Below are 12,962 nucleotides of genomic sequence, written 5' to 3'. Positions count from 1 at the left end.
ACCCGACGCAACAAGCCCTGAAAGGGCGGAACACTCTTCCGCCCTTTCAGGGCTTGTCCCGATTGTGGGTGCGGTCGTCACCCAGGGCGGCGTCGCTGCGCTCCTTGCCCTGGGCTGACATGTGCCACCCCTTCGGGGTGAAAACCAGGGTCAACCCCTTCACGACGGGAACATGTCGAGCGCTAAACCCCCAGCAGCCGCCGCGATTCCTCGTAGCCCGGCGCGCGGCCTTCCTTCTTGTCGGACTGGCTGAACCCGTAGGAACTCGCCGACACGCGGGCCAGCGCCACCAGTTGCCGCCACCGCAGGCTCGGCCGCGTGGTCGCGAACTCCTCGCACGCCGTCCGGTAGAACTTCTCCGCGTGCAGCCGGCCGTCCTCGCTGACCGCGTACCGCAACAGCAGGTCGAACACCGGCCGTGACTCGTGCCCGGCCTTCCCGTAGGTGTGGACGAGGGCGCACGCCCGGAGCTGGTCGTTCTCGCGGACCGCGCCGTCGAGTTGCTTCAGCAACTCGGCCGGGTCCTTCGACTTCACCGCCTCCAGGTGCTCCGCGTGCGGGTACGACTCGGCCTCCATGCCCGGCGGCTTCGTGTGCAGCGCCCAGTCGGAACTGCCGGCCACGTTCATCGCCGCGAGGATCAGCCCGGCGGCGCGGTTCCGCGGGTTGCTCACGCGGGCCATGTTCCGCCAGGCGTTCGTCGCGTCCGACGCGTGGACGCCGGGCGAGTCGCCGTGCGTCCGCTTGCCGTAGTTCGCGCCCCAGTTCGCCGTCTGCCGCAGGACGAGTTGGTTCGACGCGACCGAGATCGCCTCGCCGACGTGCTCCGGCGAGAACCCCTCCGCCAAGGCCGCGGCGACCGCGTCGCCCGCCGCCTCCGGCTTCGACGTGTAGATCGTCTGGGCCAGCTTGTCGATCCAGGCGTCGTCCGCCTCCCGCTTCCCGGCCGGGCCGCCGAGCAGCTTGTGCTGGTCGAGCAACTTCGGCAGGACCGCCCGCGCGCGGGCCACGTCTTCCGGCTTCGCCCGGCTGTCGTGGCACCGCTTCGCGCACTGCCGGACCGATTGCCGGAGCATCGTCAGGGCGTGGTCGCGGCCGACGAAGTCGAGCATCGTCCACGCCCGCCACGGCATCACGGCGCTGTGAACGTCGTGGTTGTCCTCGACGCCGAGGATGGCGCTGTTGAGCATGTCTTCGGGCGACTGCCGGCCCATCGCCGCGAGGGCGCGCTCGGCCTTCGACCCGCTGCCGCTGTTGACGGCCTTCCGCACCTCCTCCGGGGTCAGCTTCTCGGCCGGAATCTCGTTCGCCGGGATCGGCTTCAGCACCTCCTTCGCCCGGCCGCCGACCTTTTCCGTGTAGTGCGCGTTGCGGTACAGCACCTTCCAGACCGGCAGCGGCTGCTCGCCCTTCGGCAGCTCCTGCGCCATCTGGTACGCCGGGGCGAGGGCCATGAACGTGTGGAACCCGAAGTAGTCCTCGCCGCCGAACGTGCGGGCGTTGGCGAGGGCCGCGGCCGTGGTCAGCGTGCGGAGCGTGAGGCCGTCCTTCTGCTTCGCGGCGAGGACCGGCAGCAACTTCGCGGCGGGCGTCTCTTGCAGCAAGGCGACGAGCGGTTCGAGGTCGCCGAAGGTCAACGCCTTCGGCTCCTCGTCGGCGCGAACCGTGCCGAGGCCGAGGTCGAGGGCCAAGGCGGACCCGACGCTGGCGACGAGCATGCCGCGGCCGACGTCTTCCAGGAATTCGCGGCGGTGGGAGAGGGCCATCGGAGTCTCCGAGAAACGAGGTGAGGGCGAAAGGGGGAGGACCGTCACGCCGCATCGTACCGCGCGGCGGCCGGCGGGCATCACGAAATGTGCGATGAATTCATTTCTCTCGAATGCTCTATATAGCCGCCGGCTTGCCGGCGGGGTTTCGGGGGGCGCAAAACCACGCCGGCAAGCCGGCGGCTATATTAGGGTGCGACCCGACCTACGAAAGACCCGGCTGTTTCTCTGTGTGCAGGTAGACGAAGCTCTTGCCCAGCCGCCCGCCGTAGTTGCCGGCCGAGATGCGCTGCAATCCCGGCACGCCCCGCGCGGCGGCGATGGCCGCCTGCGTCGCGGCGGCGATCGCCTTCAGGTCCGGTCCGTTGATGATGATCTCCTGCACGCTCGCGACGCCGTCCGGCAGCCGCGTCGCCACGCCCTCCTTCCCCCTTAGCGTCGGGCAATACTCGGCGTAGGTGCTGGCGATGCTGAACGTGTACTTGCTGCCCGCCTTCGACCCGCTCGACGCGACGCCGCCGGGGAACGGCAGGCTGACGCCGGGGACCGACCGCGCGCCGACGACGGCGAGTTGGGCGGCATCGAGCGCGGCGTCGGCCGTCTCGCCGAAGAACCAGAGGTTGCCGCCCATCAGCCCGTCGGCCCAGCCGACCCGCCGCTCGATGACGAACTCGCCGCTGAGGATCGGGATCACGCGAACGCGGCGGCCGAACCGCTCGGCCTTGAACTGGTGGCCGTCGCCGAAGTACGCGACCTTCCGGCCGAGCGGGAACCACCTCTCGTCCGCCGGCAGCACGTTGAAGCAGGCCGCGGTCGGGCACGTCAGCACGTTCTGGCTGACGCGGACGAGGAGGGCGCGTTCGAGCTTCTGCTCGCGGTCCTTCCAAAAGCGGGGGACGTGGAACTGCAACACGACGCCGGGCCGGCCGTCCGGCGTCTCGGCCGCGGGAACCGTGCGGCTGACGCCCGCCTCGCAGTCGCACAGGATGGACGACGACGCGTTCCCGGTCGCGTGCCGGGCGGCGGTGTCGAGCCAGTGGTCGTCGCGGGCGGTGACGAGGACCTCGGCGTAGATCGACCGGAACGCCTCGGCGTAGGTGTCGTCGATGATCGCGGGCATGGCGCGCGGCTCCCGTGGGCGGCACGCCTGTTATAGCGACCTCAGAACGGGTAGAACCCGGAGCGGTAGCGACGGGGTGTCGCGCGACACCCCGTCGCTACCGCTCCGGGTTCTACGGAGGATCGACTCGTGAACTACGACACCTTGATCGGGGCGGTCGGCCGGTCGGCGTGGTTGGACTGCGGCTGCTGCTGGGTGATGAGCAGTCGGAAGTCGTCGTTCTCGCGGAGGCTCTCGAAGTCCGGGTCGTTGCGGATGAAGACGCGGTCCGAGTACCCCTTGGTGATGGCCGTCCGCAGCAGGGCCAGCGCCCGGCTCGCGTCGGCCGTGGACTTCGTCCGCCGGTGGCAGATGGCGTACACGCACGCCGCGTTGTACAGCACCTCGCCGGACTCGCTCGCCTCCAGCTTCCGGGCCACCTCGACCGCCTCCGCGAACCGGCCGGTCCGGGCGAGGTTCGTCGCGTAGCTCGACTGGTGCGCCGCCAGCGTGCTGGCCGGGGCGTGGGTCACGGCCTTCTTCCACGCCTCACTCGCTTCGGCCTGGCGGTTCAGCCCCTCCAGCGCCCGCGCCCGGCCGGCGTGGCAGTTGCTCAGGAACTCCGGCAGGTGCGGGTGGTCCTGCTTCGCGTACTGCTCCAGGGCGGCGATCACGGCCGTGTGCCGGTCGAGCGCCACCACCGGCTCGCCGGTGTCCGCCTGGAGCATGGCCGCGTTGTTCTCCACGCCGGCCCACTGGAACCGGTACTCCGGAACCTTCGGGAACCGCTCGGCGAGCTTCTTCAAGGCCGCCGCCGCCCGCTCCATCGGGTCGCGGGCGGCCTTCGGGTTCCCCTCGGCCGCGATCATCCGCGCGAGGTTCGCCTGCGTCCCGGCGAGCTTCTGGACGTACGACGGCTCGTCCGGGTCGGCCGCGACGAGCTTCTCGGCGATGGCCAGCCCCTTCTCCAGACAGACGCGGGCCGCGGCGAAGTCCCGGTGGCTGGTGTGCAGCACGCCGAGGTTGTTGCGGCAGACCGACTGCATCTCCGCGATCTCCTCGTTCGCCGGGTCCCGCTCGGCCAGCGCGTCCACGACCGACAGCGCCCGGTCGTAGTACACGGCGGCCGTCGCGTCCCCCTTGTTGCTCAGCCACAGCCCGCAGTTGTTGAACGTCCGGGCCAGCTCCAGGCTCGCGGCCCAGTTGTCCGGCTCCTGGCCGATGAGCTGGTACAGGACGGACACGGCCGTGTCGTACCGCTTCCGGGCGACGAGGTGGTCGGCCCGGTCGGCCGACAGGTCGGCGAGCCGGCGGTAGATCATCCCCTGCTCGAGCCGGTGGTCGATCCGCGGGTGCTTCTCTTGCAGCCCGGCCAGGATCCGCTCGGCGGACTCGAGGCTCTGCACGGCCGTCGCCAGGTCGCCGACCTCGCGGGACAGGTCGGCGTGCCGGCCGAGCGCCCGCGCCTGGGCGGCCAGTTGGCCGGGGTCGTTCGGCTGCTCCTCGGCCAGCCGGCGGTGGAACGGCAGGGCGTTCGTCAGCAGCCGCTGCCGCAGGTCGTGGTGGTCGGCCCGGCGGAGTTCCTTGTCGTCGGTGATGACGGTCAGGTACGAATCGACCGCCGCCTGCGCCAGCGAGAACCGCTTCTCGGCCTTGCGGGCCTGGTCCTTGGCGTCCTCCTCGGCGCGGGCGGCCCGGACCATGCCGATGGTCGTGCCGATGCTCCCGCCGACGACCACGAGCAGCACCAGGCTGACGGCGATCATCGGCCCGCGGTGCTTGCGGACGAGCTTCCGCAGCCGGTACGTCTTCGACGGCGGGCCGGCCGTCACCGGCTCGTCGAGCAGGTGCCGCCAGATGTCCGCGGACAGGCTGTGGGCCGACTCGTACCGCCGGTTCCGGTCCTTCTCCAGGCACTTCACCGCGATCCAGTCGAGCTCCCCGCGGAGGCCGAGGGCCAGCTTCGCGGCCGTCGTCCCGCGGGCGGCGGCGACCGCCGCGGTCGGCCGCACGTCGCTCGGCCGGGTCGGCTCCTGCTCGCGGATCGCCCGGAGCAGGTCCACGATGCCGATGGCCCCCTCCGCCGCCGTCTCGAACGGCAGCCGGCCGGTGAGGAGTTCGTACAGCAGCACGCCGAGGGAGTAGATGTCGCTGCGGGTGTCCACGTCCTGCGGGTTCATCCCGGCCTGCTCCGGGGACATGTACTGCGGCGTGCCGATGACGTTCCCGAGGCCGGTGTACAGGCTGTGGTCGTGCAGCCGGTGGTTCGTCGCCTTCGCCACGCCGAAGTCGATGATCTTCGGGACCGGCCGGTCGTCCTTGATCGTGACGAGGACGTTCGACGGCTTCAGGTCGCGGTGGATGATCCCCTTCTGGTGCGCGTGGTGGATGGCCTGGCAGACGGCGGTGAAGAGTTCGAGCCGTTGCTTGAGCGGCAGCTTGTTGTCGTCGCAGAACCGGGTGATCGGGACGCCGTCCACGAGCTCCATGACGACGAACGGCCGGCCGTCCTCGGTCGTGCCGCCGTCGAACACCTTGGCGATGTTCGGGTGGTCCATCATGGCCAGCGTCTGCCGCTCGGCCGCGAACCGGACGACGACGGACTCGGAGTCGAGGCCGGGGCGGATGAGCTTGGCGGCGACCAGCCGGGCGACGGGTTCGGTCTGCTCGGCGGCCCAGACGACGCCCATGCCGCCCTGGCCGAGGGGCCGCAGCAGCGTGTACCGGCCGGCGAGGACGGTCCCCGCGCCGACGTTGTTGTTCAGGCAGGCGGTGTGCTCGGCCGGCTGGAAAATGGTCGGGACGACCTCGTCGAGCGACTTCTCCAGGAACGCCCCGGCCGCGTCATACGCCCGGAGCAACCGCTCCACCCGGCCCCGCTGGGCGGGGTAGTTTGCGCACCTTTCCGACAGGAACGCCTGTCGCGGTCCGTCGTCGGAGATGTCCAGGGCCAATAGGAACAGTTCCCGGTCCGTCATCGCGCAACTCCGGCGGGAGGGCAGGCATACTTACTATGCGGATTCGCGGGGCCGTTCGCGCCATTTGCTCAGACGCTGCTGAGCCGCTCGAACAGCCAAGCCTTGGCGAACGCCCAGACGCGATCCGCCTGGCGGGGGGAAATGTCCAACAACTCGGCCGCCTGGTCGCGGGTGCGGCCGGCGAAGAACCGCAGCTGCACGAGTTCGGCCGCGAGCGGGTCGGCGGTGGCGAGCAGCCCGAGCGCCTCGTCGAGGCCGACGATGTCCAACTCCTCGCCCTGCTCCGGGGCGACCTCGTCGAGGGCCTGGCGGCGGAGATTTCCCCCGCGTTTCTCGGCCCGTTTCGCCCGCGACCGGTCCACGAGGATGCGACGCATGGCGAGGGCGGCGGCGTTGAAGAAGTGCCGGTCCGACTCCCAGCCGGGGGCGGCGGCGAGCCGGAGGTACGCCTCGTGGACGAGCGACGTGGGGCTGAGCGTCTGCCCGGCGACTTCCTGCGAGAGCTGGGTGGCGGCCAAACGGCGGAGTTCGTCGTAAACGACGGGGACCGCCTCCTCGAGCCGCCGCGGGACCTCGCTCATGACCATGAGTATAAGCTGGCGCGGTAACCGCGTGCAACATCGCGGCCAAAGGATGAGAAGATTCGTAACGGCGGCGGGCGGCGAATCCGGTCAATCCACGAACAGGAACTCGTTCGCGTTCAGCACGGCCCGGCCCAGGGCCGGCAGCCCGTGGGCCTTCACCAGCGCCGCGGCCGCGGCCGCCTCCGTCGGCGACGGGTCGCGTTGGAACGCGAGCCGGAACGCCGCCCGCACCGGGTCCGCGGCCGTCTCGATCCGCTTCGCGAAGAACCCAGCCTGCTGCGCGAGGAACGCGCCGTTCAGCAGGTTCAGCGATTGCAGCGGCGTCGTGGACGCGGTTCGTTTCGGCGCGATCTGGCCGCCGTCCGGGCAGTCGAACGCACCGAACGTGTCGTCCAGCTGCATCCGCGGCTTCTCCTGGTAGACCATCCGCCGGAACTCGGCCGGGCCGAAGGTTTGCTTCGGCGTGTAGACCCGTACGTAGTTCGTGTTCGGCTCGAACAGGTCGAAGCCGGGGCCGCCGGGAGTGAGGTCGAGCTTGCCGGTCGTCGCCAGGATCGCGTCGCGGATCGCCTCCGCTTCGAGGCGGCGGGGCGGGTAGCGCCAGAGCAGCCGGGACTGCGCGTCCTTCGCCCGTCCGTCCGCGTTGGCCTTCGACGACTGGCGGTACGTCCGCGACGTGACGATCTGCCGGTGCAGGTGCTTGAGGGACCACTTGTGTTCGACGAGGTCGGCCGCGAGCCAATCGAGCAGTTCCGGGTGCGACGGCGTCCCGCCGTTGCGGCCGAAGTCGCTGGGCGTATCGACCAGCCCCGTCCCGAAGTGGTACTGCCAGACGCGGTTGGCGATCACGCGGGCCGTCAGCGGGTGGGCCGTCACCCACTTCGCGAACGCGACCCGCCGGCCGACATCCAGCGCCGTCGGCGGAATGACGAGCTTCGGGCCGATCTCGTCCAGCCCGCCGGGGCCGACCGATTCCCGGGCCGCCGTCGCGTCGCCGCGGTGAAGGCGGAACGTCGGCTCGGGCGACCCCATCTTGCCGACGTACATCATGTCCGCCCGCGACAGCGCCGCGAGCTTCGCCCGGAGTTGCTCGGCTTCCTTCGTCAATCGGTCCCACGCCGCGCGATCGTCCTTGTTCATCCCCGGCGGGTGCGTCGCGGCCGTGCCGAAGTCGAGCCGGTCGTCGGACGACGCGACGACGCTCCAGGTCTTGCCGTCGGGCGAAACGTCGATGCGGTAGCGGGTCGGCAGCCGGTCCTTGTACTGCCCCTCGCGGTCGCGGCCCCACTGCACGCGGTCGATCTCGGCGGCGTCCGGCAACTCGATCTGCACCCGGCCGCGGCCGACGGCGTTGGAAATCCAGCTGTAACTGTTCCCGTACTTGCCGTCGTTGACGTTCACGAGTTGATGGATCGGGGAATTGGTGACGTAGTTCCCGGCGGACGACGGCGTCCCGCCGCGGGCGACGTTCTTCGCGCCGGCGAAGATTTCGAGTTCGTCCACGCACGGTTCGAGGTTGTTGGTGGCGAACACGACGAACCGGACGTGTTTCGCCGTCACCGGCGGGAACCGCTCGACGTTCAGCCGCGGGTTGACCGGCAGTCGCCGGGCCGCCGTCGCCGCCGGGTCCGTGAGCGGTTCCAGGTCCGCGAGCCGCGACTCGAGTTTCGCCAGTGCGGCTTTCGCCTCGTCGATCTGCTTCAACCGCGCGGCCGTGTCGCCGGTGCGGACCTCCCGCTCGCCGTGCTGGACGCCGGCGAACACGGCCTTCAGCCGGTAGTAGTCGAGCTGCGAGATCGGGTCGAACTTGTGGGCGTGGCAGCGGGCGCAGCCGACGGTGAGGCCGAGGAACGCGGAGCCGGTCACGCTCACGATGTCGTGCAGCTCGTCCGCCCGCTGCTGGGCCGTCAGCGCGGGGTCAGGGCTTTTCACCTGGTCCCACGGCCCGGCGACGAGGAACCCGGTCGCCGCGTCCGCCCCGACGGCGTCGCCGGCCAGTTGCTCGAACACGAACCGGTCGTAGGGCTTGTCCGCGTTCAGGCTCGCGATCACCCAGTCGCGGTACGGCCACGCGGTCGGCCGCGGCTGGTTCATCTCGAACCCGTGGCTCTCGGCGAACCGCACCACGTCCAGCCAGTGCCTCGCCCACCGCTCCCCGTATTGCGGCGACGCAAGGAACGTCTCGACGAGCTTCTCGTAGGCGTCCGGCGACCTGTCCTTCGCGAACGCCTCCACTTCTTCCATCGTCGGCGGCAGACCGAGCAGGTCGAACTTGAGCCGCCGAATGAGCGTGCGGCGGTCCGCCTCGGGTGACAGCGTGAGCTTGTGCTGTTCGAGTTTCGCGAGGATGAAGCGGTCGATCGGCGTACCGGGTACTCGGTACTGAGTACCCGGTACTGAGTACCCAGTACCCGGTTTCGGCAGCGGTCGGAACGCCCACCAGTCGTCCGGCTTCGCCGCCGTCGGCGTCGGCAGCGGGTCGGTCCCCCACGTCGCGCCGGATTCGATCCACGCCTTCAGCGTCGCCTTCTCCGCGTCGGTCAGCGGCTTCTTCGGCGGCATCGCGTTCGTACTGACCTTCTCCCACACCGGGCTGGCGTCCGGCTTCCCGGCCACGACCGCCGGCCCCAGGCTGCCGCCGGCGAACGCCGTCTTCTTCCGGCTGAGGTCGAGTTCCCCCTTCGGCGTCGGCCCGGAGTGGCACGCCACGCACTTCGCCAGGACCGGTGCGACCTCGCGGTCGAAGCCCGGCGGCGCGGCCGCGGCGGGCGGTACGATCAGGAGAATCGTTAGCAACAACAGGCGGGGCATTGCGCACCGGGAACGTGGCACTTCGGCGGGTAGCAAAGTTTACCACACCGCCGGGCGGGGCGGCCAGCGGTTCTTCGCGAACTCGAAACGGACCGCCCCGCTCCGTAAACTAACGGTTCGGTTCAACGTCCTCTCACTGGGATTCCCGACGATGAAAGCGCGTCTGTTCACCCCCGGCCCGACCCCGGTTCCGGAGGAAACGCTCCTCGAACTCGCCAAGCCGGTGACCTACCACCGGTCGGCCGAGGCGAAGGCGATCCTCGCGGAAATGACCGAGGACCTGAAGTACGTCTTCCAGACGACGAACACGGTGCTGACGATCACCAGCTCCGGGACCGGCGGGATGGACGCGGCCGTCTCGAGCAGCCTCGCGGCCGGCGAGAAGGCCATCCTCCTCACCGCCGGGCGGTGGGGCGAGCGGTGGCGGGGCGTCTTAAAGGCTTACGGCATCAACGTCGTCGCCGTCGAAGTCCCGTATGGCAAGGCCGTCACGCCGGACATGCTCGACGCCGCCTTGAAGGCGAACCCGGACGCGAAGGCCGTACTCGCGACGCTGAGCGAAACTTCGACGGGCGTGGGGCACGACCTCGAAGCGTTCGGCAAGTTCGTCGCCAAGACGGACGCGATCCTGATCGTGGACGCCATCTCCGGCCTCGGCGCGATGGAGTGCCACACGGACAAGTGGAACCTCGACATCGTCGTCACCGGCTCGCAAAAGGCGCTCATGCTCCCGCCGGGCCTCGCGTTCGTCAGCGTCGGCGAGAAGGCGTGGAAGAAGATCGACGCGACGCCGGTGCGGAACTTCTACCTCGACCTGCGGCGGTACAAGAAGTCGATCGCCGAGAGCGACACGCCGTTCACCCCGGCGAACACGCTCATCAAGGCCCAGCGGGCGAGCCTCAAGCGGATTCGCGCGGAAGGGATCGAGAACCTCTGGGCGCGGCACGCGAAGATGGCGGCCGCCGCCCGCGCGGCCGTGAAGGCGCTCGGGCTGGAGTTGTTCGCGGAGCGGCCGAACAACGGGCTGACGGTCATCACCGTCCCGGCCGGCGTGGACGGGTCGGCGACGCTCAAGACGATGGAGAAGAAGTACGGGTTCAAGCTCGCCGACGGCCAGGACAACATGAAGGGCAAGATCTGGCGGCTGTCGCACATGGGCTACACCGACGCGTTCGAGGTGCTCGGCGCGATCGCAGCCCTGGAGTTGGTGCTGAGCGAATCCGGGCACAAGGTCGAGCCGGGCGTCGGCGTGGCCGCGTTCCAGAAGGCGTTCGCGGGGAAGTAAAGGGACAAAAGTTCCACGGCAGTCGATGGTTTTCACCCCGAAGGGGTTGGACATGTCAGCCCAGGGCAACGCCCTGGGTAGCTAACCCAACGCGACAAGCCCTGAAAGGGCGGAAGAGTGTTCCGCCCTTTCAGGGCTTGTCGCAATTGGGGTGCGGTCAGACCCAGGGCGTTGCCCTGGGCTGACATGTTCCAGGCTTTCAGCCTGAAAACCGTGTTTACCGCACCCACTCGTCGATCTTGAGGTGGCGGTAGCCGCCGTAGCTCGACAGCGGCTGGTAGTACTGGCAGCCCTCGAAGAAGTAGTGCGTCACCTGGCTGTGCCGCGTCCGGCTCTTGTCCACGTGCGTGCCGCCGCCGTGCAGCAGGTTCGACGCCCAGATTAGCGCCTGCCCCTTCCGCAGGATCGCGCGGGCCGGTTCGAGTTTCAAGTCCTTCACCATCTTCTCGATGTGCTTCTCGTACAGCGGGTAGTGCTCCGGGCCGGGGCCGGGGGCCACGTCCTCCATCGTCACGACCGGCAGCTTGTGGCTGCCGGGGTAGTACACCAGCGCCCCGTTGCCGAGGTCGATGTCCTCCAACGCCACCCACACGCCGCACATGAACGTCGGCGGGTCGGACGCGAAGTGGATCACGTCCGAGTGGACCTTCTGCTCCGTGCCGATCGGGAAGTTCAGCGTCTGAAACGGCCGCGGCTTGCGGCCGTACAGCTGGTGCAGCACCCGCAGCACGTACGTGGACAGCGCGATCTCGCGGACGGCGGCGCTCACCTTCCACCCGTCGAACACCCGGCTGCCGTGGTGCAGGTTCTCCCGCATGTCCGGGTGGTCGGCCAGCTCCGAGATCGCCCGGTCGAGGACGGCCGTCGGGAACCCCGGCGTGATGACGATGTGGCCGGACCCGTGGTACTGGCCGTACTGGTCCGCCGTCAGGGGCGGCCGCCGCCACGTCGGGCTGGCCAGGAGGTCCCGGACCATCGGCAGCCGCTTCATCGCGCCCGCGACCCGGTGGCGAAGGCCCAACATCGTCAACGACATGACGCGCACCCCTGAATAATGACCGCGGTTCGGACGGCCCTTGTACCGTCCGGCCGGGGCGGTGTCAACGGGCATCACCCGCTCCGGGTTCCACGAACGACTTGGCGAAATCTTCCGAAAATCCCGGCCCGCCGGGTGGCTGACCGGCCGGCCGTCACTTAGTATTGGGCGACATCATCTCTGCGGTGGTTCGCGAGCGACTGGCCATGACGTTACCGATGCAAACCGCGGCCCTGCTGCAGGCCGCCCGCGACACCGTGCGGGGGCTGCCGGCCGACGCCGTCCTGCTGCTCACCGAGACGCCGCTGGACTGGGACGAGGTGTCGCAGAAGCTGCTCGGCTGCCGGCTGTTCGTCGCGGCCGAAAGCCCGGCCCTGACGAAGACGCTGCGGGAGCGGGAGGACTGGACGGTCATCGACCTCGACCCGGAGCCGCTGCCCACGCAGGAGCGGATGAGCAACGCCCTGCTCCGCGCCGTCACCGAGGAGAAGCTGAAGCCGGGGGCGCACGTCGTCGTGTTGTACAACGGCATCGCCAGCCTGGACGACGCCCCGGAGCCGATCGACACGCTCAGCGTCATCCACCTCGGCGAGCACCTGGAAAAGATGACGACGCAGGACCTGCGGAAGCTCGGCCCCGGCGTCCCGCAGGACGTGCTGAAGGCGGTCGTGGACCTGGCGACGGAGATCGGCCGCGAGGGGCGGGAGGGCCACCCGACCGGGGCGATCATCGTCGTCGGCGACACGCGGAAGGTCCACGCCATGTCGAAGTTCCGCAACTTCAACCCGTTCCGCGGGTACACGAAGAAGGAGCGGGACATCCGGTTCCGGGACGTGCGGGAGCAGATCAAGGAGATCGCGAAGCTCGACGGCGCGATCCTGATCGACCGGGACGGCATCGCGGAGGCGGCGTGCGTCTACCTGGACGTGCCGACGGAGGGGGTGGACCTGCCGAAGGGGTTCGGCAGCCGCCACCTGTCCGGGGCGGCGATCAGCAAGAAGACGAAGGCGATCGCGTTCGTGGTGAGCCAGTCGAGCGGGACGACGCGGGTGTTCCAGGGCGGGGAGGAGAAGCTGCGCATCGAGCCGCTCGACCGGCCGCACGTCTGGCAGCCGCTCAAGTTCGAGCTGCCGGAAGACGGCGAGGGGGGCGAGATCGTTCGGGCGGTGGGGTCCGGCGTGTTCGGCCCCGGCCGCGGCCGCGGGACGTAGCCGCGGGGCCGGGGTTGGTTGTCTTGTTCCCTCCCCCCTTGGGGGGAGGGTTAGGGAGGGGGGTAACCTCCCTTCCCTGGATGCGATTCTCACCGGGGTGGGACGCTCGGGGGGGGGGGGGGGGGGGGCGGGGGCCGGCGGGGGGGGGGGGGGGGCGGGGGCCCCGCGGCCCCCGGGGGGGGGGGGGGGGGG

8 protein-coding genes are annotated in these 12,962 nt (G+C 69.9%); 2 read left to right on the top strand and 6 right to left on the bottom strand.

All coding sequences use genetic code 11. The features are described 5' to 3' along the window. Nucleotides 1-182 precede the first annotated feature (182 nt). The 5 genes from AC5JJ2_RS14400 to AC5JJ2_RS14380 all read right to left on the bottom strand — a co-directional run bounded on the left by AC5JJ2_RS14400 (nt 183) and on the right by AC5JJ2_RS14380 (nt 9,238). A complete protein-coding gene (locus AC5JJ2_RS14400; protein WP_495858696.1) occupies nt 183-1,766 on the bottom strand; it encodes a hypothetical protein in 1,584 nt (527 codons plus the stop codon). A 205-nt stretch (nt 1,767-1,971) separates the two neighbouring features. After that, nucleotides 1,972-2,886: a formylmethanofuran--tetrahydromethanopterin N-formyltransferase gene (gene fhcD, locus AC5JJ2_RS14395; RefSeq protein WP_495858695.1), complete on the bottom strand. Its 915-nt coding sequence runs from the start codon at nt 2,884-2,886 to the stop codon at nt 1,972-1,974. A gap of 134 nt (nt 2,887-3,020) precedes the next feature. Next, complete coding sequence (locus AC5JJ2_RS14390; protein WP_495858694.1) at nt 3,021-5,843, bottom strand: protein kinase domain-containing protein; 2,823 nt, start codon at nt 5,841-5,843, stop codon at nt 3,021-3,023. A gap of 68 nt (nt 5,844-5,911) precedes the next feature. Then, on the bottom strand, nt 5,912-6,424 hold the full coding sequence (locus tag AC5JJ2_RS14385) for an ECF-type sigma factor (RefSeq protein ID WP_495858693.1): 513 nt from the start codon (nt 6,422-6,424) through the stop codon (nt 5,912-5,914). Between the two features lie 90 nt (nt 6,425-6,514). Beyond that, nucleotides 6,515-9,238, bottom strand: a complete 2,724-nt coding sequence (locus tag AC5JJ2_RS14380) for a DUF1553 domain-containing protein (protein WP_495858692.1) — start codon at nt 9,236-9,238, stop codon at nt 6,515-6,517. A gap of 151 nt (nt 9,239-9,389) precedes the next feature. Here AC5JJ2_RS14380 and AC5JJ2_RS14375 point away from each other — a divergent pair, with 151 nt between their 5' ends. Further along, the gene (locus AC5JJ2_RS14375) at nt 9,390-10,523 is read left to right on the top strand and encodes a pyridoxal-phosphate-dependent aminotransferase family protein (RefSeq protein WP_495858691.1); all 1,134 of its coding nucleotides are present in this window, start codon (nt 9,390-9,392) and stop codon (nt 10,521-10,523) included. Between the two features lie 217 nt (nt 10,524-10,740). Here AC5JJ2_RS14375 and AC5JJ2_RS14370 read toward each other — a convergent pair whose 3' ends face one another. Next, complete coding sequence (locus AC5JJ2_RS14370; RefSeq protein WP_495858690.1) at nt 10,741-11,559, bottom strand: phytanoyl-CoA dioxygenase family protein; 819 nt, start codon at nt 11,557-11,559, stop codon at nt 10,741-10,743. A gap of 206 nt (nt 11,560-11,765) precedes the next feature. On the opposite strand from AC5JJ2_RS14370, the gene AC5JJ2_RS14365 reads away from it, so the two are divergent. Beyond that, entirely contained in the window at nt 11,766-12,770 is a 1,005-nt protein-coding gene (locus tag AC5JJ2_RS14365; RefSeq protein WP_495858689.1) for a DNA integrity scanning protein DisA nucleotide-binding domain protein, read from the top strand. Nucleotides 12,771-12,962 lie beyond the last annotated feature (192 nt).

Source organism: Limnoglobus sp., from assembly GCF_059499385.1.
Note: the sequence above shows the minus strand (reverse complement) of the source record. Positions and strands in the feature narration are given on the sequence as shown.